At 68.9% G+C, this 23,216-nt stretch carries 24 protein-coding genes; 19 read left to right on the forward strand and 5 right to left on the reverse strand.

Translation table 11 applies throughout. The features are described 5' to 3' along the window. Nucleotides 1-21 precede the first annotated feature (21 nt). From HCT51_RS00860 to ccsB, 5 genes are read left to right on the forward strand one after another with little or no spacing between them, the layout of a single operon-like run. On the forward strand, nucleotides 22-663 hold the full coding sequence (locus HCT51_RS00860) for a histidine phosphatase family protein (protein WP_166876266.1): 642 nt from the start codon (nucleotides 22-24) through the stop codon (nucleotides 661-663). Beyond that, on the forward strand, nucleotides 660-1,253 hold the full coding sequence (locus HCT51_RS00865) for a TlpA family protein disulfide reductase (RefSeq protein WP_224760604.1): 594 nt from the start codon (nucleotides 660-662) through the stop codon (nucleotides 1,251-1,253). Before HCT51_RS00860 ends, HCT51_RS00865 begins: the two co-directional genes overlap by 4 nt. Continuing rightward, complete coding sequence (locus tag HCT51_RS00870) at nucleotides 1,254-1,985, forward strand: cytochrome c biogenesis CcdA family protein (protein ID WP_166876263.1); 732 nt, start codon at nucleotides 1,254-1,256, stop codon at nucleotides 1,983-1,985. Next, on the forward strand, nucleotides 1,963-3,567 hold the full coding sequence (gene resB, locus HCT51_RS00875; protein ID WP_166876259.1) for a cytochrome c biogenesis protein ResB: 1,605 nt from the start codon (nucleotides 1,963-1,965) through the stop codon (nucleotides 3,565-3,567). The genes HCT51_RS00870 and resB overlap by 23 nt, the downstream gene beginning before the upstream one ends. After that, on the forward strand, nucleotides 3,564-4,541 hold the full coding sequence (gene ccsB / locus HCT51_RS00880; RefSeq protein ID WP_166876255.1) for a c-type cytochrome biogenesis protein CcsB: 978 nt from the start codon (nucleotides 3,564-3,566) through the stop codon (nucleotides 4,539-4,541). The genes resB and ccsB overlap by 4 nt, the downstream gene beginning before the upstream one ends. A 253-nt stretch (nucleotides 4,542-4,794) precedes the next feature. Here ccsB and HCT51_RS00885 read toward each other — a convergent pair whose 3' ends face one another. Further along, the gene (locus HCT51_RS00885) at nucleotides 4,795-5,655 is read right to left on the reverse strand and encodes an Fpg/Nei family DNA glycosylase (protein WP_166876252.1); all 861 of its coding nucleotides are present in this window, start codon (nucleotides 5,653-5,655) and stop codon (nucleotides 4,795-4,797) included. Nucleotides 5,656-5,746: 91 nt separating this feature from the next. After that, nucleotides 5,747-6,730, reverse strand: coding sequence for an o-succinylbenzoate synthase (locus tag HCT51_RS00890; RefSeq protein WP_166876248.1), 984 nt, complete (start codon nucleotides 6,728-6,730; stop codon nucleotides 5,747-5,749). Between the two features lie 42 nt (nucleotides 6,731-6,772). On the opposite strand from HCT51_RS00890, the gene HCT51_RS00895 reads away from it, so the two are divergent. From HCT51_RS00895 to HCT51_RS00905, 3 genes are all read left to right on the forward strand, one after another. Next, nucleotides 6,773-7,339 carry a hypothetical protein gene (locus HCT51_RS00895; RefSeq protein WP_166876245.1) on the forward strand — a complete coding sequence of 189 codons (567 nt, stop codon included), beginning with the start codon at nucleotides 6,773-6,775 and terminating at the stop codon, nucleotides 7,337-7,339. 9 nt (nucleotides 7,340-7,348) lie between these two features. After that, the gene (locus tag HCT51_RS00900) at nucleotides 7,349-8,260 is read left to right on the forward strand and encodes a 1,4-dihydroxy-2-naphthoyl-CoA synthase (protein WP_166876241.1); all 912 of its coding nucleotides are present in this window, start codon (nucleotides 7,349-7,351) and stop codon (nucleotides 8,258-8,260) included. A gap of 157 nt (nucleotides 8,261-8,417) precedes the next feature. Then, a complete protein-coding gene (locus tag HCT51_RS00905) occupies nucleotides 8,418-9,662 on the forward strand; it encodes an AMP-binding protein (protein ID WP_224760605.1) in 1,245 nt (414 codons plus the stop codon). Nucleotides 9,663-9,746: 84 nt separating this feature from the next. Here HCT51_RS00905 and HCT51_RS00910 read toward each other — a convergent pair whose 3' ends face one another. Then, the gene (locus tag HCT51_RS00910; RefSeq protein ID WP_166876238.1) at nucleotides 9,747-11,483 is read right to left on the reverse strand and encodes a cation:proton antiporter; all 1,737 of its coding nucleotides are present in this window, start codon (nucleotides 11,481-11,483) and stop codon (nucleotides 9,747-9,749) included. 77 nt (nucleotides 11,484-11,560) lie between these two features. Here HCT51_RS00910 and HCT51_RS00915 point away from each other — a divergent pair, with 77 nt between their 5' ends. Next, nucleotides 11,561-12,511 (forward strand): 1,4-dihydroxy-2-naphthoate polyprenyltransferase, encoded by a 951-nt coding sequence (locus HCT51_RS00915; protein ID WP_166876235.1) that lies wholly within the window; start codon nucleotides 11,561-11,563, stop codon nucleotides 12,509-12,511. On the opposite strand, the gene HCT51_RS00920 is transcribed toward HCT51_RS00915, so the two are convergent. Continuing rightward, nucleotides 12,473-12,730: a DUF4229 domain-containing protein gene (locus HCT51_RS00920; RefSeq protein ID WP_166876232.1), complete on the reverse strand. Its 258-nt coding sequence runs from the start codon at nucleotides 12,728-12,730 to the stop codon at nucleotides 12,473-12,475. The two genes, HCT51_RS00915 and HCT51_RS00920, sit on opposite strands and share 39 nt — an antisense overlap. A gap of 89 nt (nucleotides 12,731-12,819) precedes the next feature. Between HCT51_RS00920 and HCT51_RS00925 the strand changes: the two genes are divergently transcribed. The 5 genes from HCT51_RS00925 (at nucleotide 12,820) to HCT51_RS00945 (ending at nucleotide 16,723) form a co-directional block, all read left to right on the forward strand. Continuing rightward, nucleotides 12,820-13,191, forward strand: coding sequence for an ArsR/SmtB family transcription factor (locus HCT51_RS00925; protein WP_166876229.1), 372 nt, complete (start codon nucleotides 12,820-12,822; stop codon nucleotides 13,189-13,191). Beyond that, nucleotides 13,188-13,661: an SRPBCC family protein gene (locus HCT51_RS00930; protein ID WP_166876226.1), complete on the forward strand. Its 474-nt coding sequence runs from the start codon at nucleotides 13,188-13,190 to the stop codon at nucleotides 13,659-13,661. Before HCT51_RS00925 ends, HCT51_RS00930 begins: the two co-directional genes overlap by 4 nt. A 153-nt stretch (nucleotides 13,662-13,814) precedes the next feature. Then, nucleotides 13,815-14,150, forward strand: coding sequence for a PLDc N-terminal domain-containing protein (locus tag HCT51_RS00935; protein ID WP_166876223.1), 336 nt, complete (start codon nucleotides 13,815-13,817; stop codon nucleotides 14,148-14,150). After that, entirely contained in the window at nucleotides 14,128-15,870 is a 1,743-nt protein-coding gene (gene menD, locus HCT51_RS00940; protein ID WP_166876220.1) for a 2-succinyl-5-enolpyruvyl-6-hydroxy-3-cyclohexene-1-carboxylic-acid synthase, read from the forward strand. Before HCT51_RS00935 ends, menD begins: the two co-directional genes overlap by 23 nt. Before the next feature lie 25 nt (nucleotides 15,871-15,895). Next, nucleotides 15,896-16,723 (forward strand): PPK2 family polyphosphate kinase, encoded by an 828-nt coding sequence (locus HCT51_RS00945; RefSeq protein WP_166876217.1) that lies wholly within the window; start codon nucleotides 15,896-15,898, stop codon nucleotides 16,721-16,723. Between the two features lie 18 nt (nucleotides 16,724-16,741). Here the strand turns inward: HCT51_RS00945 and HCT51_RS00950 are convergent, their stop codons facing one another. Then, complete coding sequence (locus HCT51_RS00950; protein WP_166876885.1) at nucleotides 16,742-17,944, reverse strand: isochorismate synthase; 1,203 nt, start codon at nucleotides 17,942-17,944, stop codon at nucleotides 16,742-16,744. Between the two features lie 125 nt (nucleotides 17,945-18,069). On the opposite strand from HCT51_RS00950, the gene ubiE reads away from it, so the two are divergent. The 5 genes from ubiE (at nucleotide 18,070) to argG (ending at nucleotide 23,197) form a co-directional block, all read left to right on the forward strand. Beyond that, nucleotides 18,070-18,852, forward strand: a complete 783-nt coding sequence (gene ubiE, locus HCT51_RS00955) for a bifunctional demethylmenaquinone methyltransferase/2-methoxy-6-polyprenyl-1,4-benzoquinol methylase UbiE (protein WP_191413687.1) — start codon at nucleotides 18,070-18,072, stop codon at nucleotides 18,850-18,852. A gap of 16 nt (nucleotides 18,853-18,868) precedes the next feature. Then, nucleotides 18,869-19,930 (forward strand): polyprenyl synthetase family protein, encoded by a 1,062-nt coding sequence (locus HCT51_RS00960; protein WP_166876214.1) that lies wholly within the window; start codon nucleotides 18,869-18,871, stop codon nucleotides 19,928-19,930. 91 nt (nucleotides 19,931-20,021) lie between these two features. Beyond that, entirely contained in the window at nucleotides 20,022-21,386 is a 1,365-nt protein-coding gene (locus HCT51_RS00965) for an FAD-dependent oxidoreductase (RefSeq protein ID WP_166876211.1), read from the forward strand. 24 nt (nucleotides 21,387-21,410) lie between these two features. Then, nucleotides 21,411-21,590, forward strand: a complete 180-nt coding sequence (locus HCT51_RS00970; protein ID WP_166876208.1) for a peptidase associated/transthyretin-like domain-containing protein — start codon at nucleotides 21,411-21,413, stop codon at nucleotides 21,588-21,590. A gap of 191 nt (nucleotides 21,591-21,781) precedes the next feature. After that, nucleotides 21,782-23,197, forward strand: a complete 1,416-nt coding sequence (argG, locus tag HCT51_RS00975; protein ID WP_166876203.1) for an argininosuccinate synthase — start codon at nucleotides 21,782-21,784, stop codon at nucleotides 23,195-23,197. The last annotated feature ends 19 nt before the right edge of the window (nucleotides 23,198-23,216 follow it).

Below are 23,216 nucleotides of genomic sequence, written 5' to 3' on the forward strand. Positions count from 1 at the left end.
GCCGAACATAGACTGGAACCCGTGGTAGCGCGGCAGATTCACCTGGTTCGTCACGGCGAGGTCTTCAATCCCGACGGCATCCTTTACGGACGCATCCCGGGGTTTCACCTGTCCGAGCTCGGTCACAAGATGGCAGCAAGCGCGGCCGACGCGCTCAGCGACCGGCCGATCAGCCGGCTGTACGCCAGCCCGCTGCAGCGCGCCCAGGAGTCGGCGGCGCCGTGGTCGGAGAAGTTCGGGCTGCCGATCCACACCGACGACCGGCTGATCGAGCCGACCAACAAGTTCGAGGGCAAGCGGTTCGAGTTCGGCCCGCAGGTGCTCACCAACCCGCAGTCCTGGCCGTGGATCACCAACCCGTTCCGGCCCAGCTGGGGTGAGGCGTTCGTGTCGATCGCCGCGCGCATGCTCGCCGTGATCGAGGAATCCTGGACTGAGACGGATGACGACAGCGAGGTGGTGCTGGTCAGCCACCAGCTGCCGATCTGGATGGTGCACCGCGCGCTGACCGGCGCGAAGCTGTACCACGACCCCCGGCGTCGGCGCTGCAACCTGTCGAGCATTACCACCCTCGAGCGCGACGGCGACCGCTTCGTCGAGGTCAACTATCAGGATCCTGCACGAGACTTGCTCGCAGCATCCGTCGATTTTGGAGCCGTGTGAGACACCGACTTCTCCTGCCCGCTGCCGCGGTCGCTCTGGCGACCCTGCTCGCCGGATGCTCCGCCGATCCGCTCGCCGCGCAGTACGCCGACGGCACCACCGAGAACTACATCTCGGGCGACGGCACCGTCACCGAGATCCCCGAGGCGCAGCGCACCGAGGCGATCAGTTTCGAGGGCACTACGGATGCCGGTGAGCAGGTGACCAGCGGCGACTACGCCGACGAGGTGCTCGTGGTCAACTTCTGGTACGCCGAATGCCCGCCCTGCCGGGTTGAGGCGCCCGACCTGCAGGACGTGTACGAGGAGTTCAAGCCCGACGGCGTCGAGTTCCTCGGCGTCAACCTGTACAACGGCGCCCAGGGCTCGCTGGCCTTCGCCCGCACCTACGGCATCACCTACCCGTCGGTGATCGAGGCCGGATCGCCCACCCCGATGCTGCTCGCGTTCGCCGGCAAGGTCTCGCCGAAGGCAGTGCCTACCACCCTGGTGCTCGACCGGGAGGGTCGGATCGCCGCCCGTATCAACGGCCTGGTCGACCCGTCGGTGCTGAGCACCCTGATCAGCGACACCGTCGCCGAGGGCAGCTAGGTGGGCCCCACCGACATCGTCGCGAACGGCAGCCTGCTTCTCGCACTTCCCCTCGCGCTGCTCGCCGGGCTGATCGCGTTCCTGTCGCCGTGCGTGCTGCCGCTGGTGCCCGGCTACCTGGCCTATGTCACCGGGATCACCGACGTCCGCGACATCCGCCGCGGAAAAATGCTCACCGGCTCCGTGCTGTTCGTGCTCGGTTTCAGCGTGGTGTTCCTCGGTTTCTTCGTGCTGGTCGGCTCGGTCGGGGTGTTCTTCGCGGTGTACGAGGACATCATCCTGCGCATTGCCGGGGTCGTCGTCATCCTGCTCGGCCTGGTCTTCATCGGTCAGGTGACGTTCCTGCAGCGCACCTTTAAGCCCACCTGGCGGCCGGCAGCGGGCCTGGCCGGCGCTCCCGTGCTCGGTGCCGTGTTCGCGGTGGGCTGGTCGCCGTGCATGGGTCCGGTGCTCGCCGCCGTGTCGACGCTCGCGCTCGGCGAGAGCCCGGGCCGCGCCGCCCTGATCGGTGCCGTGTACTGCCTCGGTCTCGGCATCCCGTTCGTGCTGGTCGCGGCCGGCCTCGACTGGGTGAGCGGCTCGATGGCGTTCATCAAGCGGCACGTGCGCACCATCAACATCATCGGCGGCGCCCTGCTGATCGTGATGGGTGTGCTGATGGTGAGCGGCGCCTGGCGCGCCATGATGCTCGCACTGCAAGGGGTGATCGATGGAACCGTTACGCCCCTCTGACCACTTCGACGTCGCGGCCCCGCCGCAGGAACCCGCCGGGATCACCCAGCCGAAGCTCGGCTTCGTCGGCTACCTGCGGTTCTTCTGGCGGCAGCTGACCAGCATGCGCACCGCGCTGGTGCTGCTGCTGTTGCTCGCGGTCGGCGCGATCCCCGGATCGCTGGTGCCGCAGCGCACCTCCGACCCGAACGGTGTGGTGCAGTACGAGGCCGACCACCCGGACCTGTTCCCGGTGCTGGACTGGTTCCAGATGTTCGACGTGTACAGCTCGGTGTGGTTCTCGTCGATCTACCTGCTGCTGTTCATCTCGCTGATCGGCTGCGTCATCCCGCGCACCAAGCACCACTGGCAGGCGCTCAAAGCCCGGCCGCCGAAGACGCCCGCCCGGCTGCAGCGGCTGGCCGGCTACACCACCGCCGACACCCCGACCGATGCCGAGGCCGCCATCGAGAGCGCCCGCACGCTGCTGCGCAAGCAGGGTTACCGGGTGGAACGCTACGGACTGTCGGTGTCCGCTGAGCGCGGCTACCTGCGCGAGACCGGCAACCTGGTCTTCCACATGGCCCTGGTCGGCATGCTGTTCGCGGTCGGCATCATCAGCGGCTTCGGCTACAACGGCCAGAAGGTGATCGTGGAGGGGCAGTCGTTCAGCAACGTGCTCGCCGGCTTCGACTCGTTCAGCCCCGGCCGGTTCTTCAGCGAGTCCGAGCTGGTGCCGTACTCGATCAGCCTGGACTCGTTCACCGCCGAATACGGCATCGACCACACCACCGGCGCCGCCGTGCCGCTTGACTACGAGGCATCCGTCACCACCACCATCAAGGGGGAGCAGCCGCAGTCCGGCAGCGTCAAGGTGAACGAACCGCTCGGCATCGCCGGCAACACTGCATACCTGCTCGGCAATGGCTACGCCCCGATCATCACCGTGTACGACGGAGCCGGCGAGGTGGCGTTCTCCCAGGCGGTGCCGTTCCTGCCGCAAGACGCCAACCTCACCAGCGTCGGCGTGGTCAAGGTGCCGGACTCGCTGCCGGAGCAGCTCGGCCTGGTCGGCTTCTTCTATCCGTGGGCCGCCGACGGCCACGGTGGCGCGCTGGCGTCCGCGCATCCGGAACCCGGCAATCCGCTGCTCACCCTGAACGTATTCACCGGCGACCTCGGCCTGAACGACGGCATTCCGAAGTCGGTGTACGAACTGAACACCGACAACCTCACCCAGGTGGCCGGTGGAGAGACGGATGTCGCGGCCCTCGAGCTTGCCCCAGGCGAGAGCGCCGACCTGCCGGACGGGCTCGGCCGGGTGGAGTTCACCGAGCTCCGCCGCTTCGTCAGCCTCGACATCCACGACGACCCGTCTCAGGGTTGGGTGCTCGGGTTCGCGATCCTGATCGTCGGGGGGCTGGCCGCGGCGCTGTTCGTTCCGCGTCGGCGGATGTGGGTCAAGGCGACGGTCGCCGCCGACGGCTCAACCCGGCTGGAATACGCGGCGCTCGCCCGCGGTGAAGACCCCACCCTGGAGCCCGCGGTCGGCGACTTCGCCGCCAAACATGCTGAAAACCTAGAGCGTAGGATGCCCTCGTGAACGCAACACTCGATTCCATTTCGATCGTGCTCGTGTACTCGGCAATCGCCGTGTACACGCTCGCGTTCATCTTCTTCTCCCTCGATTTGGCGCGGCGTTCCGCGGCGAAACCGGCCGTCGCTAGTGCTGTGGCGGGGGTAGGTGCGCGCGGGTCGGTCGGCGGTGGCGCAGGCACGGTCGTGCTGGACAAGGCCGCCGCACCCGGCCGCGAGAAGGCGTCGCCGAGCCTCCGCGTGGGCGTATCGCTCACCATCCTCGGCTTCGTGATCCACCTGGCCGCCACCATCCTGCGCGGCCTCGCCGCCGGTCGGGTGCCGTGGGCCAACATGTTCGAGTTCTCGCTCACCATGACGCTGATCGTCACCGGCGTGTTCCTCGCCGTGCTGCTGAAGGAAGACCTGCGCTTCCTCGGCACCTTCGTGGTCGGCCTCGTGGTGCTGCTCCTCGGTGTCTCGACGGTGGGCTTCTATGTCGGCGTCATCCCGTTGCCGCCGGCGCTGCAGTCCTGGTGGCTGGTGATCCACGTGTTCGTGGCGTCGCTCGCTACCGGCTTCTTCGCGATTGGCTTCGCGCTGTCGGTGGTTCAGCTGCTGCAGAGCTACCGGGCGGGCCTGTCGAGCGAGGTGAAGCAGCTCAAGATGCGTTTCCTCAGCTCGCTGCCCACGGCCGAGCACCTGGAGAACCTGGCCTACCGCATCAACATCGTCGGCTTCATCTTCTGGACCTTCACCCTGATGGCCGGCGCCATCTGGGCGGAACGCGCCTGGGGTCGCTACTGGGGCTGGGACACCAAGGAGGTCTGGACCTTCATCATCTGGGTGCTCTACGCCGGCTACATCCACGCCCGCGCCACCCGCGGCTGGCGCGGCAGCCGCTCGGCCTGGCTGGCGATCATCGGCTTCTCGGCGATCCTGTTCAACTACACGATCGTGAACCTGTTCTTCAAGGGCCTGCACGCGTACAGCGGCCTGTAGGCCGGGGTCGCGCTCGGCGCCGGTCGCTGGGTGCGCGCAGAACGGCAGCGTTTCGCTACGACACGCAGCCCGCAGCTCCAGTTGAGCGGCGTGTCGGCACGGATCGCTGCCGTTGCGCGCCCGCCGCATCGCAGGAAGGCCAGCCCGGGTCACATCGCCGACATCGCGGGACCGGAGCCATATCGCCGGTGGTGCCGGGCCAAGCCGGCGGTGCCGGGCTGAGCCTGCCGGGGGCGTCGCGCGGCTGCGCTACCTACTTCAGCAGTCGCGACAGCACCCGGTCGGCCAGCAGCTTGCCGCCGGTCTGGCAGGTCGGGCAGTACTGGAACGTCGAGGTGGCGAAGATGACCTCGCGCACCGTGTCGCCGCAGACCGGGCACGCCTCACCGGTGCGGCCGTGCACCTGCATCCGGGTGCGCTTGGAGTCCTTGAGCTCGTCGGGGCGGCGGCCGGCCGCAGCCTCGATCGCCTCACCGAGCGTGCTGCGCAGCGCGATGTAGAGCCGCTCCACGTCGTCCGGCTTGAGGTTCGCGGCGATCGCGTACGGCGACATCCGTGCGGCGTGCAGAATCTCGTCCGAGTAGGCATTGCCGACCCCGGCGAACACCGACTGCTCGCGCAGCAACCCCTTCACCTGCGTGCGCCGGCCGGCGAGGATCGCCGCGAAGTCGTCGAGGCTGAAGTCCGGCGCGGTGGGGTCGGGGCCGAGCCTGGCGATGCCGGGCACGTCGCCCGGCTTACGCACCAGATAGATCGCCAGCGACTTCTTGCTGCCCGCCTCGGTGAGGTCGAAACCGGCGCCGTTCGCCAGCCGCACCCGGAGCGCGATCGGCGATTTGGTGGGCTTGATCAGCGTCGCCGGCACCTCGTCATACCAGCGCAGCCAGCCGGCGCGCGCGAGGTGAAAGATGAGGTGCAGCCCGCCGACCTCAAGGTCGATGAACTTGCCGTGCCGCCGGGCGCCCTCGATGGTGCGCCCGGTCAGGTCGTCGAGCGGCGGTTCGAAGGTCTTCAGCGCCGCGATGGCCGCGACGGTCGCCGACGTGACGGCATGGCCGACCGCGTGCTCCCGCAGGAATCCCACGAGCGCGTCCACTTCGGGCAGCTCTGGCACACGTTCATCGTCTCACCGCCGACCGACATCCGCAGCGGTAGGACTGCCCACCGACATCCGGAGCATCAGGGATGCCGCGTTGCCGCCCCGGCTACGACTCGGGGAGCAGCGCGTGGCAGCGCACGATCCGCTCCAGCCACCAGTCCCGGCGCTCGACGGATGCCGCGTGCCACTCCAGCAGCAGCGGCGACACGTCGACCCGCTCCACCGGAATCTCGCCGTCCACCGGCAGCAGGGGGGTGTCGGTGACATCGGCGTCGAGTAACGCCGCGGTGCCCAGCCCGCAGTCGAACTCCAGCTCCGGCACGGCGGCGGCCAGGTGCGCGCCCATCGAGAGGCCCACCGAGGTATCGAGGGCGCTGGAGATCACGACCGGCAGGCCCGTGGCATCCGCAATCCGCAGCGCGGAACGGATGCCGCCAAGCGGCTGCGCCTTGATCACCAGGATGTCGGCCGCCTCCGCCTTCGCGACGGCGAGCGGGTCTTCCGCCTTGCGCACGCTTTCGTCCGCGGCGATCGGGATATCCATGTAGCGCACCCGCTCGCGGATCTCGGCGAGCTCCGGCACCGAGGCGCACGGCTGCTCGACGTACTCGAGGTCGTACGGCGCCAGCGCATGGATGGCCCGCTCGGCCTCGTCCACGTTCCAGCCGCCGTTGGCGTCGACCCGAACCCGACCCTCATCGCCCACGAATTCGCGCGCCGCCGCCACCCTCGCGACATCGTCGGCGAGCGTCTGGCCGACCTCGGCCACCTTCACCTTGACGGTACGGCAACCGGGATACCGGTTCAGGATGTCGCGGACCTCGGCCGCCGGGACCGCCGGCAGGGTCGCGTTGACCGGGATCCGGGACCGGTGCAGCGGCGGCAGCTCGCCCCAGCCGAAGTCGATCGCGGCGGCCAGCCAGGCGGATGCCTCAGCATCGTCGTATTCCAGGAACGGCGAGAACTCGGTCCAGCCGTTCGGCCCCTGCATCAGCACGGCCTCGCGAACGGTGACTCCGCGGAAGCGTGACGCCAGCGGCAGCTGCACCACTCTGGCCGAGGCGAGCAACTCTGTCAGCGGCGGGTGCATGCCTCCCAGTCTGCCCGGTCACCGCGGCTAGTGTGATGAATCATGAGCTTTGACCCGCGCAATCCGGAGCCGACCACCCCGCGGCAGGCGCAGCCAGCCAACCCGTGGGCGGCGCAGCCGTTGGCGGCGCAACCGGAACCGACGCAGCCAGAACAGGCAAGGGCAGAACCGGCACGGACAGAGCCAGAGCGCCCGGCCGAACCGTGGCAGGTGCACGCCACCGACCCATGGGCGACGCACCCGGAAGCGACCCAGCCGGCCGACCCGTGGTTGGCGCAACCGGGACCGGCGCAACCCGAACTGACGTATCGCCCGCGCCGCGACATCCGTGGGCAATTCGGGCTTGTGGCCCTGGTGGTGGCGCTGGTGGCCTTCGCCCTGCAGGTCGCCGCCTGGCTGACCTCGGCGGCCGGCCTCCCAGAGGTGGGCAACGCGCTGGCCTGGGTGGCGGTGCTGGTGTCGTCCGCGGCGTTGATCGGCGCGCTGGTGGCGCTGATTGCTGGCTGGCGCCGATTGGCGGCGCTCGGCGCGATCCTGGTCAGCCTGGTCGCCAACCCGCTGGTGGTGGCGGCTGCGCTCTCGGCAGGTCAGACGTTCACGCCTTACTAGGCTGAGGGGATGGCAACCGCGGTTTCAGACCTGTTCGATTCCAACGCGTGGACGGATGTCGCCGGCTTCTCCTCGCTCACCGACGTCACGTACCACCACGATGTCGCCGGGCGGGTGGCGCGGGTGGCGTTCAACCGGCCGGAGGTGCGCAACGCGTTCCGGCCGCACACGGTCGATGAGCTGTACCGGGTGTTGGATCACGCGCGGCAGAACTCCCGCATCGGCGTCGTGCTGCTCACCGGCAACGGGCCCAGCCCGAAGGACGGCGGCTGGGCGTTCTGCTCCGGCGGCGACCAGCGCATCCGCGGCCGGGACGGCTACAAGTACGCCGAGGGCGAGACCGCATCCGGCATCGACGCGGCCCGCAGTGGGCGGCTGCACATCCTCGAGGTGCAGCGGCTGATCCGCTTCATGCCGAAGGTCGTCGTCGCGGTGGTGCCCGGTTGGGCGGCCGGCGGCGGGCACTCGCTGCACGTGGTCTGCGACCTCACGATCGCCTCTGCCGAGCACGGCAAGTTCAAGCAGACGGACGCGGATGTCGGCTCCTTCGACGCCGGATACGGCAGCGCATACTTCGCCAAGCAGGTCGGGCAGAAGTTCGCTCGCGAGGTGTTCTTCCTCGCCGAGGAGTACTCCGCCCAGCGGGCGTACGAGATGGGCGCCGTGAACGCCGTCGTGCCGCATGCCGAACTGGAGAGCACCGCGCTGGCCTGGGCGAACACCATCCTCACCAAGTCGCCGACGGCGGTGCGCATGCTGAAATTCGCGTTCAACGCGGTCGATGACGGCATGGTCGGGCAGCAGGTCTTCGCCGGCGAGGCCACCCGGCTTGCCTACGGTACCGACGAAGCGGTCGAGGGGCGCGACTCGTTCCTCGAGAAGCGCGAGCCGGACTGGTCGCCGTACCCCTGGCAGTACTGATGCTTGCTGCCCTAATGGTGAGCGCTGCGAAAACGGCCGAGCGCCGCTGCCGCGGCGGGCGCGCTCGGCCGTTTTCGCGGCGCTCGCTGGGTGGGGCTCGCTCGGCCGGCAGGACTCCCTCGTTGGGCGGGGCGCGCCCGTTGGGTGGGAGCGCCGGATGACGCGGCCCCTTCGCGTCGTCAGCGGCGACGAAATCTACCCCGCCCTGCGCGATGCGCTCGCCGGCGGACGCGCCATCCTGCCCCGGCCCGCTTCGGCTGCAGTTGAGGTCGGGCATTCGGCCCTTCCCGCGGTGCCGGAAGAACCAAACGGCAGACCTCACGCGGATTCGGGGACCCCGGGCGACTCGACCCCGCGCGACGTGCGCCCGGCCGACGGGTCCCCGGCCGACGGGACCCCGGCCGACGCGGGGCTGCCGCGAACCGTGCCGCAGCGGGTGGCGCTCGTGGTGGAGACCAGTGGTTCCACGGGAGTGTCCAAGCGGGTGGCGCTGTCGGCCGACGCGTTGCTGGCGAGCGCCGCGGCATCCGATGCCCTGCTCGGCGGCCCCGGACAGTGGCTGCTCGCCCTGCCCACCCATTACATCGCCGGGCTGAACGTGCTCACCCGGTCGATCGCCGCCGAGTCCGAGCCGGTGGCGCTCGCCGGTGAGCACTTCACCCCGGCCGCGTTCATCGAGGCCACAGGCCGGATGGAGTGGCCGCGGCGCTACACCTCACTCGTGCCCGCGCAGCTGTCCCGACTGCTCGACGCCCCCGAGGCGCATCCGGCACTCGCAAGTTTTGAGCGCATCCTGGTCGGCGGTCAGGCGACCCCCGCGGCCCTACTCGAGCGGGCGCGGGCGGCGGGCGCGCGGGTGACCCGCACCTACGGGTCGAGCGAGACCAGCGGCGGCTGCGTGTACGACGGCGTCCCCTTCGGCACGGTCGAGGTGCGGATCGTCGAGGGCGAGATCCAGCTGGCCGGGCCGGTGCTCGCCGAGGGCTATCTCGGCGACCCCGAGCTCACCGCGCGACGCTTCGTCGACGGCTGGTATCACACCGGCGACACCGGCGAGGTGCTCGATGGGCGGCTGCGGGTCACCGGCCGCCACGACGACGTGATCATCTCCGGTGGAGTGAAGGTATCGCTCGGCGTCGTGGAGCGGCTCGCGCGTGAACTGCCGGGACTCGCGGATGTCGTGGTGGTGCGAGCACCGGATGCCGCGTGGGGCGAGGTGCCGGTGCTGGTCAGCGAACACCCGGTCGACCTCGACGCGGTACGCGCCGCGGTCGCGGCATCCGCCGGCCCCGCCGCCCGACCTGACCGCGTTCTTCTGGTGGAACGGATGCCGCTGCTCGCCTCCGGCAAACCGGATCGCCGGCGGCTCGCAGACCTGGCCCGCGACCAGTCGCCCACCTGACTCGCGACCGCCCGCCCACCTGACCCGACCGTCCGCGGCTGCCCGCACCAAGCCCGCGACTGCCCTCCCCACCTGCCTGGCGGCTCAGTGCCCGCCGACCTGCCCGGGGTGTCTGGGCGCCAGTCGCGCCTCTTCGAGTTCCAGGATGGTCTGCGCCGTCGTCAGCACGCGCGACGGGTAGCGCCCGCTGCTGCGCGCCCGCAGCAGCGCCTTGTACTCCGCGTGCACGACCGCTTCGTGCAGCATGAGGTACTGCAGGTGCGGGGCCCCGACATCTGGACCCTCCGCGTTCGCCCGCTCCCACGCCGCCGCGGTGCGCATCGTGGTGTCGTGCCGCACCCGGTCGACGATGGTCGGGTCGACGGTGGTGTCCTTGCCGAGCAGGTCGTGCGGGTGGTCCAGCACGCGAAGCCCCTGGGTGCTGATCGACTCCAGCAGCGCGGCGAGCTGTTGGCGGTCCTTGCGCGGATCGGCGCCCTGGATGCCGAGCAGCCGGATCAGCCACGGGAGGGTGCCGCCCTGCAGCACCAGGGTCACCACGGCCACGGTGAACGCGATCAGGATGAGCTGGGAGCGGTAGAGGGTGTCATCCGGCAGCGACTGGGCCGCGGCCAGGGTGACCACGCCGCGCATTCCCGACCACGACAGCACCAAGCCGCCGCGCCAGTCCAGCCCCTCGGTGCGGTGGCTTTCGAGGTCGGCCCGGCGTCGGGCGTACACGTGTTGCAGCCGTGCCCGGCGCCGCTTCCGCCGCGGGTCTGAGTCGTTCTCTTCCATGCTGGCGAGCGCCAGGTGCAGCCGGTAAACCCTGTGCTCCGCCCGTTTCGCGCTGTAGCGCAGCACCACGATCATCGGATTCACCCAGAGCATCCGCAGCACGATGAGCACGGCGGTGAGGATCAGGCCGATGCCGACCGCGCTTCGGCCGGACAGCTCGGTGGGGCCGATGTCGTCGACCAAGGCCCTCAGCTCGAGGCCCATGATCAGGAACACGCCGTTCTCGAGCACGAACTGCACGGTGCGCCAGTTGATCCGCTCACTCATCCGCGGCTGCGCCCGCACGTAGCGTGGCGACTGATGGCCCACGTAGATGCCGGCGATCACCACAGCGAGCACTCCGGATGCGTGCAGCGACTCCGCGGGGATGAACGCCATGAACGGCACCAGCAGCGACACCGCGTTATCCGCCAGCGTGTCGGTGAGGCGCGAGCGCACCCACACGGTGAGGAACCCGACCAGCAAACCGACCGCAACAGCGACCACGACGGCGTAGCCGAAGTCCATCACGCCTTCCCAAACGGTGGCCACCCCGCCGGCGGCGACCGCGATCGCGGAGCGCAGCAGCACCAGCGCGGTGGCGTCGTTGACGAGCCCCTCGCCCTCCATCACCGTGAGCAGCCGGGGCGGCAGGGCCAGCTTCTTGCCGATGGACACCGCCGCTACGGCATCCGGTGGGCTGATCACGGCGCCGACGGCGACGGCCAGGGCGAAGTTCAGCTCTGGCAGCAGCAGGTGCAGCACGAACCCGGTGGTGAACGCCGACGCGATCACCAGGAACACCGACAGGCTGGAGATCGAGCCGAGGTTGCGGCGGAAGTCCATCACCGGCACCGTGAGTGCGGCGGAGTACAGGATGGGCGGCAGCATCCCGATCAGGATGATCTCGTGCGGCACCTCGATGTGCGGAACGCCCGGCAGATAGGAGATACCGGCGCCAACGATGAGCAGGACGAGGGGAGCCGCCACACCCAGCCGCTTCGCTACGGTGGAGAAACCGACGATCAGCAGCACGGCGGCGACGATGGGAACAACCACATCCATCGGTTCGCCTCCGATTCACCCTTGGAAGCGATTCTTCCACGGCGGGCGGGCGCACTGGGATCACTAGAATTCACTTCGTGGCACATCCCAGACAACAACGCATCGACCCGGCGAAAATAGCGCGTGGCGCGAAGAAGGGTTCGCCCGCGGCGCGCCCCAAGGCCACGGCCGCCGACTGGATCGCCGCAGCCCGGCTGCGCACGCTGTCGCTCTCGATCGCGCCGGTGGCGCTCGGCAGTGCCACCGCGTCGGTGGCGCACGGCTTCGACCTCACCATTGCGCTGCTGTGTCTGGCGGTCGCGGTGCTGCTGCAGATCGGCGTGAACTACGCGAACGACTACTCCGACGGGGTGCGCGGCACCGACAACTTCCGGGTGGGCCCGTCCCGGCTGACCGGATCCGGCGCAGCCAAGCCCAAGCAGGTGCTGATCGTGGCGCTGGCGTTCATGGCCGGCGGCGCGCTCGCCGGCGTGGCCGTGATCGTGCTCAGCCAACACTGGTGGCTGTTCGCCGTCGGCGCGGTGGCCCTGGTAGCGGCCTGGTTCTACACCGGCGGCAAGCGGCCGTACGGCTACTACGGCCTGGGCGAGATCGTGTCGTTCCTGTTCTTCGGCATCGTGGCCACCGTGGGTACCACGTTCGTCCAGCTCGACCGGGTCACCCCCGACACCTGGGTGGCCGCAGTCGCGATCGGGCTGTTCGTCGCCGCGGTGATGCTCGTCAACAACCTGCGAGACCGGCAGCAAGACGCGCTGGCCGGCAAGCGCACCCTGTCCGTACTGATCGGCGACCGCGCATCACGGGTGCTCTTCGCCGTGCTGATGCTCGCGCCCTACGGGCTCCTGGTCTTCTTCACGCTGTTCTACCCGCGTGCCACGCTCGTCTACTTCACGCTGCTGGCGGCGCTGCCGACCGTGCTGATCGTGCTGACCGCGAAGACGTCGCGAGAGTTCATCCTGGCGCTCAAGCTGACCAGCCTGACCGCCCTGCTATTCGGGCTTGGGCTCGCTGCCGCGATCGCGTTCTAGGGCGGCGTCTTCCGCCACCGCATCGGAATCCGGCTTCTCGGGACGCGGCGCGCGCTGCGGCTGCTTGAGGAAGATGTACGAGATGCAGAGCGCCATGATCGCCGCGGCGAGGCCGGAGATCCACAGGTCCACGCCGAGCAGCATCAGGATCGCGAAGACACCGAGGAACAGAACGATCCGGGCGATCGAGTAGAGGATCCACTGGGTGCGGGTAGACATCCCTCAAGTCTACGAGACCCTTGACACGGCCGGATGCTGCCGCGTAGCCTTTATTCAACAAATCGGTTGATCAAGGAAGTGGTTGTTCAATGGCGGTTGATCCGGTCGCGGAGGAGCGACTCGACAGGGCCTTCATGGCACTCGGTGACCCGGTGCGCCGGGGCATCATCGCCCGCCTGAGCCGGGGACCTGCCACCGTCAACGAGCTCGCGGAGCCCTTCGACATCACCAAGCAGGCGGTGTCGCGGCACATTCAGGTGCTCGAGCACGCGGGACTGGTCACGCGCACGCGCGACGCGCAACGGCGCCCGGTTCACCTGAACGCGCCCCAGCTCGAGGCACTCACCGCCTGGATCGACAGCTACCGATTGACCCACGAGCAGCAGTTCCGCAACCTTGACACTCTGCTCGCACAGATGACCGGCGAGGAGGCCGGCACCAACGAAAGGGAGAAGAAATGACCAACGCACTGACCGTCACCGCTCCAGAAGGCTTGCCGTTCATCGACTTCGAGCGCGAGTTCGACGCCCCCGTCAGCGCCGTGTTCCGCGCCCACCAGGACCCCGAGCTGATCAAGCAGTGGCTCGGCCCGAACGGGTACGAGATGGAGATCGAACACTTCGACTTCCGCACCGGCGGCGGCTACCGCTACATCCACCGCAACGCCGACGGCGAGTACGCCTTCCACGGTGTCTTCCACGTGGTGCGCGAGAACGAGTTCGCCATCCAGACCTTCGAGTTCGAGGGATTCCCGGATGTCGTGAGCATCGAGGCGATGACCTTCGAAGATCTCGGCAACGGGCGCACCAGGCTGCGCGGCCACTCGGTCTACCCGAGTCAGGAAGCCCGCGACGGCATGATTTCCAGCGACATGGAGGTCGGCATGAGCGAGGGCTACACCCGGCTTGACCAGCTGCTCGCAGCCGCTTGACCGGCGTCACCCGAGCGCCGTGCGAACGGATGTCGGAGTCTTCCGGCATCCGTTCGTTGCGCCGTGCACGAATTGAGCAATTCGGCGACGTTCACGCGGGACGTTCAGCGGCCTCTCGGGTACGCGAGCGAGAAATCGCCGTAGAATCAGGGTATGACCCGCCTGCTCGTCGTTCTCGCCGTGGTTGTCGTGGCGTTCACGGTGTACGCGGTCATTGATTTGATCATGACCGACCGGTCACGCGTGCGCGCTCTGAACAAGGGCCTGTGGGTCATCATCATCGTGGTGGTGCCGGTGATCGGCGGCGTGCTGTGGCTGACCCTCGGCAAGTCGCGCCGTCAGCCCGGCGGACCCGCCCGGCGGCTGGCGCCAGACGACGACCCGGAATTCCTGAACGGCATCATCAGGGACCGCGAGACCGAGGAACGCATTCGCCGGCTGGAGCAGGAGCTCGCCGATCTCGACGATGACTCTCCCTCCAAGGAGTGAGTCGCCGGCCACCGCGTTCTCGGTGGCCCTGATCTCGGAATTCATCCGACTCGGCGTGCACGACATCGTGCTCAGCCCCGGCTCGCGTTCACAGGCACTCGCCCTGGCCGCTGCCGCGTTCGAAATCGCCGGACAGGTGCGGCTGCGCGTGCGCATCGACGAGCGGGCCGCCGGTTTTCTCGCGGTCGGTCTCGCCGTGGAATCCGCCGCGCCGGTGGTGGTGATCACCACCTCGGGAACCGCGGTGGCGAATCTGCACCCGGCGGTGCTGGAGGCGCACCACGCGGGTGTTCCGCTGATCGTGGTCACCGCCGACCGGCCAGAGGAGCTGCGCGGCATCGGCAGCAACCAGACCACCCGGCAGGCCGGACTGTTCGGCCTCGCCGCCGAGGCCGCGTGGGACATCGGCGCACCGACCGGCGAGCCCGGGGAAACGGATGCCGCGGCCCTGCTGGCCCGCGACGCGGTGACCGCGGCCGCCGCCGGCCCCGTGCACCTGAACCTCGCCTTCACCGAACCGCTGTCCTCGGCGAATCCGGTGCTGCCCGACACGGCACAGCGCGGCGCCGCAGACCCCGACGAACCGGGTGAGTCAGCGACGGGCACCGCGACCGCCACTGCGTCGGAGGCACAAACCTTCAGCCCGATGGTCGGCACGGTGGTCGTCGCCGGCCAGGGGGCGGGGGAGCAGGCCGAACGCGCGGCTCGGCTGCTCGGCGCACCGCTGATCGCCGAGGTCGCCAGCGGCGCACACTTCGGACCGAACCTCGCGGTCGCCTACCGTGAGCTGCTGCGCGATCCAGAATTCGGCGGCCAGGTTCAGCGGGTGATCGTGTTCGGCCATCCGACCCTCAGCCGTGAGGTCCCGGCGCTGATCCAGCGGGACGGCGTGCAGACCATCGTGGTGCGCTCAGCGGGCGCCGATGACTACAACCCCGGCCACCGAGTGGACCGGTTCCTCGACTCGATCACCGTCGACGGCACAGGCACCGCCGCTCCCGGCGCCGACCCGGCATCCCCCGAGCTGCGACGCTGGGTGGGCCGCTGGGTGCATGCCAGCCGCAGTCTGCTCGACACGGATCAGCATGAGTCGGCTCCGGATGTCGCGGCCTCCCGCTCGAACGACCGCCTGGACCGTGCCGCCTTCGCCCGCGCCGAACTGGCAGCGGTGCGGCAACCGGTCACCCGGCGGATGCTTGTCGAGTCAGTTTGGCGCGCCACCTGGCCGCACGACCGCCTGGTGCTCGGCGCATCCCGCCTGATCCGTGACGCCGACAAGGTGCTGCCGGGTAAGAAGCTGCGGGTGCATGCCAACCGGGGGCTCGCCGGCATCGACGGAACCGTCTCGACCGCCATCGGCATCGCGCTCGCCGCGGAGGCCGCCGGCGGGCACGGCACCACGCGGGTGCTGCTCGGCGACCTCACCCTGCTGCACGACGTCGGCGGGCTGCTGTTCGGCGACGGGGAACCGCGGCCGCGCGTGCAGCTGATCGTGGGCAACGACGGCGGGGGCACGATCTTCGACGGCCTCGAGGTGGCCGCCACCGCCGGGCAGGCCGCGATCGACCGGGTGCTGTACACGCCGCAGCACGTCGAGATGAAGGCGCTCGCCGCCGCGTACGGCTGGCAGCACCGGTTGGTCACCACCCGGGGCGAACTCGATCAGGCGCTCACCGCGCCCGACCCGCAGCTGCTCATCGAGGTTCCGCTGCCGCGCTGATTGCGGCGGGCGCTAGCATCACCATATGGATGACCTGCTCAGAGTCGAGCCCGGTTTCACGCTCGCCACAATGGACCCCAACGCCACGCCGGGCTTCGACGGCACCAAGCTGGACGGCCAGGTAGCGCTCGAGGCGGGCGTCGCCGAACTCGCCGCCCTGCAGGAGATGCTCTTCGCCGAGAGCCGAGGCGGCGGCCGTAACCTCAGCGTGCTGCTCGTGCTGCAGGGGATGGACACCTCCGGCAAGGGCGGAATCGTGCGCCACGTCGTCGGGGCGGTCGACCCGCAGGGCGTGGACCATACCGGATTCAAGGCGCCCAGCCGGGCCGAGCGCCGACACGACTTCCTCTGGCGCATCAAGCGGCGGCTTCCCGACCCCGGCATGATCGGCGTGTTCGACCGGTCGCACTACGAAGACGTGCTGATCCAGCGGGTGCGGAAGCTGGCTCCGCCCGACGAGATCGAGCGCCGCTACGGCCTGATCAACCAGTTCGAAGCGGATGTCGCGGCATCCGGCACCTCGATCATCAAGGTCATGATGCACATCAGCTCGGCCGAGCAGAAGGCCCGCCTCACCGCGCGGCTCGAGAACCCGGACAAGCACTGGAAGTACAACCCCACGGACGTCGACGAACGGAAGCGGTGGGACGAGTACGGCGACGCCTACCAGATCGCCCTGGAGCGTACCAGCACCCCCGTTGCCCCGTGGCATGTGGTTCCGGCAAACAAGAAGTGGTACGCGCGCCTTGCCGTGCAGAACCTGCTGCTCGACACGCTGCGCTCCCTCGAGCTGGAGTGGCCGAAGGCCGACTTCGATGTGAAGGCCGAGAAGAAACGGCTCGCGAAGACGTAACCGCACCGCTAGCTGGCACTAGCTGCCGCCGAACGCCTCCACGATCGGCCGGAACTTCATCCGGGTCTCCACGAGTTCCCACTCCGGGTCGGAATCGGCCACGATGCCGGCCCCGGCGAACGCCGTGACCGTTCCCTCCGGCGCCACCTGCGCGCCGCGCAGCGCGATGGCCCACTCGCCGTCGCCGTTCGCGCCGACCCAGCCGACCGGACCGGCGTAGCGGCCGCGGTCGAACGGTTCCAACTGGTCGATCAGGGCCAGCGCCGACCCGGTGGGAGTGCCGGCGACCGCGGCGGTCGGGTGCAGCGCCGCCAGCAGGTCGAGCGACGTGGCTCCGCCGCTCAGCGCACCCTCGACATCCGTCGCCAAATGCCACAGGTTCGGCAGCTTCAGGGTGAACGGCACTTCGTCGAAGGTCACCGCCCGACTGTGCGGGCGGAGCGCGGCGAGCACGCTCTGCACCGCGAACTGGTGCTCGTCGAGATCCTTGGTCGAGGTGGCGAGGGCGGCCGCGGCATCCTCATCGCTGGCCTGATCCGTGCCGCGTGCCGTGCTGCCGGCCAACACCCGGGCGCTCACCGTGTTCGAGATCACCCGCACCAGCGTCTCCGGGCTGGAGCCGAGCATGCCGTCCACCGCGTAGATGTGGGTGTCGGGGTAACCGAGCGCCAGCGCTGCCAGCACCCGGCGCAGATCGGCGTCTGCCGGCAGGTGACCGGTCAGGGTGCGGGCCAGCACCACCTTGCTCAGGTCCTGCTGGCGGATGCGGGTCACCGCGTCGGTCACCGCGCGCTTGTAGGCGTCGCCGTCGAACGAGTCCGGCTGCAGGTCGACGGTGAACGGGTGCCCCCAGGGGCGCGCGGTCGGGATGACGGCAGCGTCGATGCCAGAGCCAGTGTCGATACCAGAGCCCGTGCCGATGCGGGTCACCCAGCTGGCCCCGTCGCGCCGGCCGATGATCATCGCCGGCACGATCAGCACGCTGGCCTCGGCCGAGCTGTCGCTGAAGGCGAAGCTGCCGAGCGCGATCAGACCGCTGCCGGGCACCCCGACCGGGTCGGTCACCGAGGCGGCGTCGACGACCCGTTTCCAGGCGGCGGCGGCATCCGACATCCGGCTCGGTCCTCGGAATTCCAACCGCAGCGCCTCGCCGATGCCGATCACACCCTGCCTGCGGCGCAGGAAGACCAGCGGATGCCGCGGATCCACCAACGGAATCATCGGCGTGATGTCATCGATGGCTTCGGTCACGACCGTGAGCGCGGGAACAGGCGTACGGTCGGTCACCTCTCCAGCGTAGCCTCGCGCCGACTCGCGGCTCACTGAACCCAAGTAGCATGGAGTGCGTGAGTAGAGCCGACATGAACAAGCAGCCCTCAGAGGTCGCGGGCATGTTCGATGACGTCGCTCCCAAGTACGACCGCACCAACGCCGTGCTGTCGATGGGCAACGCGGCGTTGTGGCGGATGGCCACGGTGCGCGCGATCGACCCTAAGCCGGGGGAGCGCGTGCTGGACATCGCGGCGGGAACCGGAACCAGTGCCGTCGCCATCGCGCGAACCGGCGCCGACGTGGTCGCGCTCGACTTCTCACGCGGCATGGTCGAAGAGGGCCGTCGCCGTCACCCCGACATTGAGTTCATCGAGGGCAACGCCGAGGCGCTGCCGTTCGGTGACGACGAGTTCGACGCGGTCACCATCAGCTTCGGGCTGCGCAACGTGCAGCATCCGAAGCAGGCGCTGGACGAGATGTACCGGGTGCTGAAGCCCGGCGGACGCGTGATCATCTGCGAGTTCAGCAAGCCGCCGGTCGCGATCATGCGCGCGAGCTATTCGGTGTACCTGAAGTGGGTGCTGCCGAAGGTCGCCGGGGTCACCGGGTCGAACTCGCCGGCATACACCTACCTTGCCGAGTCCATCGCTGAGTGGCCCGATCAGGGCACGCTCAGCCAGTGGATCCGCGCTGCGGGGTTCAGCCGCGTGGCCTACCGCAATCTCACCGTGGGTGTGGTCGCACTGCACCGCGGACACAAACCGGCCGACGCGAAGATCCGCGCCTCCGTCGCGAACCGTCGCAAGCTGACGCGCCGCACCTCTCCGCCCACCGCGCCTTCCGCACAGGCCACCTGATCAGATCGGCAACCGAGTGAATACGAGCGTTCCGCTGGCTCGTCGCCGCAACACCCTCAGCTCCTCTCTTGGACTGGGCGAAAAACTGTTCGCCTCGAGTGATGAGCGCCGCTTCGCCACCGCGATCGAGAAGGGGCTCGCCGTCGTCGAAGAGGGCCTGCTCACCGAGATGTCGTTCGCCGATAACCTCGCGGATGTCACCAGCCGGTACCTGCTCGAGGCCGGCGGCAAGCGGGTGCGTCCGGTGCTCACCCTGCTCACCGCGCAGCTCGGCGACGGCAACACCGACGGGGTGATCACCGCAGCCATGGCCATTGAGATTACCCATCTGGCGTCGCTGTACCACGACGACGTGATGGATGACGCGCCGATGCGCCGCGGGGTTCCGTCGGCGCAGGCGAAGTGGGGCAACTCGGTGGCCATCCTCACCGGAGACCTGCTGTTCGGCCGCGCCAGCAAGCTGATGGCCAGGCTCGGATCGCACGCCATCGACGTGCAGGCTGACACCTTCGAGCGGTTGTGCCTTGGCCAGCTGCACGAGACGATCGGGCCGGAGGACGGCCAGGACCCGGTGCAGCACTACCTGCAGGTGCTCCGAGACAAGACCGGCTCGCTGATCGCCGCCGCCGCGCGCGTGGGAGTGCAGTACTCGGGAGCGCCCGAGGAGTACCTGGATCCGGTCACGGAATACGGCGAGAAGATCGGCGTCGCGTTCCAGCTGATCGACGATGTCATCGACCTCGCTCCCAAGGACGACAACACCGGCAAGAATGCCGGCACCGACCTGCGCGCGGGCGTGTCCACCCTGCCGCTGCTCTACCTGACCGAACAGGCAGCGACGGATGCCGCATCCGCCGCCCTGCTCGAACGGATCGACCGCGCGGTACAGGCCGACGATGAGGCCGGCGTGCAGTCGGCAGTCGCCGAACTGCGCAAGCACCCGGCAACGCAACGCACCCTCGACGAGGCGCACGCGTGGGCACGCTCCGCGATCGCCGCGCTGGAATCGCTGCCACGTGGCCCGGTCAAGAAGGCGCTCGTCAAGTTCGCCGACGCGATTGTGGAGCGCTCGAGCTGACGCCATTCGCTCAGTCTCTGACAGGGGCTGTGCGCAAGACTTGATGAAATCCCTTCGATACGTTCGGGGAAGAATCCTGAAAGGAAACACCGTGACCAAGCTGAGGCTGGCCATTGTCGGTGCCGGACCCGCGGGTATCTACGCCGCAGACATCCTGCTGAAGTACGAAAAGCAGTTCGACGTGTCGGTCGACCTGTTCGAGCACCTCCCGGCCCCGTACGGGCTTGTCCGGTACGGCGTGGCCCCCGATCATCCGCGGATCAAGGGCATCGTCAACGCGCTTCGCGATGTGCTCGACCGCGGCGACATCCGCATCTTCGGCAACGTGCTGTACGGCCGCGACATCACCCTTGACGACCTGAAGAAGCACTACAACGCGGTGATCTTCGCCACCGGCGCGGTGCGCGATGCCGACCTGCGCATCCCCGGCATCACCCTGCCCGGCTCGTACGGTGCCGCCGAGTTCGTCAGCTGGTACGACGGCCACCCGGACTTTCCGCGGGAGTGGCCGCTCGAGGCCAGAGAAGTCGCCGTGATCGGCAATGGCAACGTGGCGCTGGATGTCGCCCGCGTGCTCGCCAAGCACGCAGACGACCTGCTGCCGACCGAGATCCCCGCGAATGTCTACGAGGGCCTGAAGGCCTCGCCGGTGACCGACGTGCACGTGTTCGGTCGGCGCGGTCCGGCGCAGGTGAAGTTCACCCCGCTGGAGCTGCGCGAGCTCGGCGAGCTGCACGACGTCGACATGGTGCTCTACGACGAGGACTTCGACTACGACGAGGCCTCGAAGCTGGCGATCGAGAGCAACAAGCAGGTCATGGTGATCGACCGGGTGCTCACCAAGTGGCGCGAACGCCAGGCCGAGCGGCGGGCCGAGGGCACGCCGGCGTCCCGGCGACTGCACCTGCACTTCTACGCCAAGCCGCTCGAGGTGCTCGGCAACGGCAAGGTGGAGGGCTTCCGTTACGAGCGCACCGCGCCCGACGGGGAGGGCGGCATCGTCGGCACCGGCGAGATCCGGGAGCTGCCGATCCAGGCCATCTACCGCGCGGTCGGCTACTTCGGGTCGCCGCTGGATGGCATCCCGTTCGACGAACACCACGGCGTGATCCCGAACCACGAGGGCCAGGTGCTCGACGACGACAACCAGCAGGTGCACGGCGTGTACGCCACCGGCTGGATCAAGCGCGGCCCGGTCGGGCTGATCGGGCACACCAAGTCCGATGCCATGCAGACCGTGCAGCACCTGGTGAACGACCAGGGCAACTGGTGGCTGCCATCGCACCCCGAGGAGTCGGCGATCGTCGAGCTGCTCGAGTCGCGCGGCATCCAGTTCACCACCCTGGAGGGATGGCACTCGCTCGACGAGCACGAACGCGCGCTCGGCGAACCCGAGGGCCGGGAGCGCATCAAGGTCGTGCCGCGCGACGAGATGGTGCACATCTCGCGTTCGTAGCGGGCGCATAGCGCGGCATAGGGATTGCCCAGCGCCGGCTTGCAGCATGGGCGCAACATCCTCTGGAGGCGCTGGCCCGGCTGGTACCGCGGCCGGACGGTGCACATCCACCTGAAGGTGCACGTGAACAAGGTGAACGTGGTCACCGGCCAGCTGTTTTTCGACGACGACCTGAACGACGTGGTCTACCAGGCCGCGCCGTAAGCGACCACACCGGCCGGGACACCTAGAACCGCAACGACAGAATCTTCACCGACAGCGGGCTGCTCGCCGTGGAGCAAACCAGCGATGGCTACCTCGCCTACCTGAACCTGGGGCTGTGACATCGGCTGCTCATCGGCTCTGACTCGGTGAGCGGATGCCGGGACCTGCGCCGCGACCCGTAGGATTTACGCGTGTCGAAAGTACTCTCAAGCCTCCCCATCGGTGAACGTGTCGGAATTGCCTTCTCAGGAGGGCTGGACACCTCGGTCGCAGTCGCCTGGATGCGCGAGAACGGCGCGGTGCCATGCACCTACACCGCGAACATCGGCCAGCCCGACGAACCGGACATCGACGCGGTGCGCGCTCGCGCCACCGAGTACGGCGCCGAGATCGCGCGCCTGGTAGACGCCCGCGCTGCTCTCGTCGAGGAGGGCCTGGTGGCCCTGCAGTGTGGCGCGTTCCACATCCGCAGCGGCGGCAAGACCTACTTCAACACCACGCCGCTCGGCCGCGCCGTCACCGGCACCATGCTGGTGCGCGCCATGAAGGAGGACGGCGTCGACATCTGGGGCGACGGCTCCACCTACAAGGGCAACGACATCGAGCGCTTCTACCGCTACGGCCTGCTCGCCAACCCGCGCCTGCGCATCTACAAGCCGTGGCTCGACGCCGACTTCGTGAACCAGCTCGGCGGCCGCCAGGAGATGAGCGAATGGCTCGTCGCTCGCGGCTTCCCCTACCGAGACTCGGCCGAGAAGGCGTACTCCACCGACTCAAACATCTGGGGCGCCACCCACGAGGCCAAGCGCCTGGAGCACCTCGACACCGGCGTCGAGATCGTGGAGACAATCATGGGCGTCGCCCCGTGGCGCGAGGATGTCGCGATCGCCACCGAGGACGTCACGATCAGCTTCGAGGCCGGACGCCCGGTCGCGATCAACGGACGTGAGTTCGCGGATGCCGTGGCCCTCGTGCACGAGGCGAACACGATCGGCGGCCGCCACGGTCTCGGCATCAGCGACCAGATCGAGAACCGCATCATCGAGGCGAAGAGCCGCGGCATCTACGAGGCGCCAGGCATGGCGCTGCTGCACATCGCCTACGAGCGCCTGCTGAACGCGATCCACAACGAAGACACCATCGCCAACTACCACTCCGAGGGCCGCCGCCTCGGCCGGCTGATGTACGAGGGCCGCTGGCTTGACCCGCAGTCGCTGATGCTGCGCGAGTCGATCACTCGCTGGGTCGGCTCGGCCGTCACCGGCGAGGTCACGCTGCGGCTGCGTCGCGGCGACGACTACTCGATCCTCGACACCCGCGGACCGGCGCTCAGCTACCACCCGGACAAGCTCTCGATGGAGCGCGTCGAGAACGCCGCGTTCGACCCGGGCGACCGCATCGGCCAGCTCACCATGCGCAACCTCGACATCGCCGACTCGCGGTCACGGCTCGAGCAGTACGCAGCGCAGGGCATCGTCTCGGGCGAGACGGCCAAGCTGATGGGCGACCTCACCACCGGCGGCGCGGCCGCCATCGCCGGCGGCGAAGAGCAGACCGAGGCCGAGTCGATGCTCGACCGCGCGGCAATGGAGGCCGGCACCGACTAACGGCGGCACCGACTAGAGG

It is taken from the genome of Salinibacterium sp. ZJ450, from assembly GCF_011751885.2.
Taxonomy (GTDB): domain Bacteria; phylum Actinomycetota; class Actinomycetes; order Actinomycetales; family Microbacteriaceae; genus Ruicaihuangia.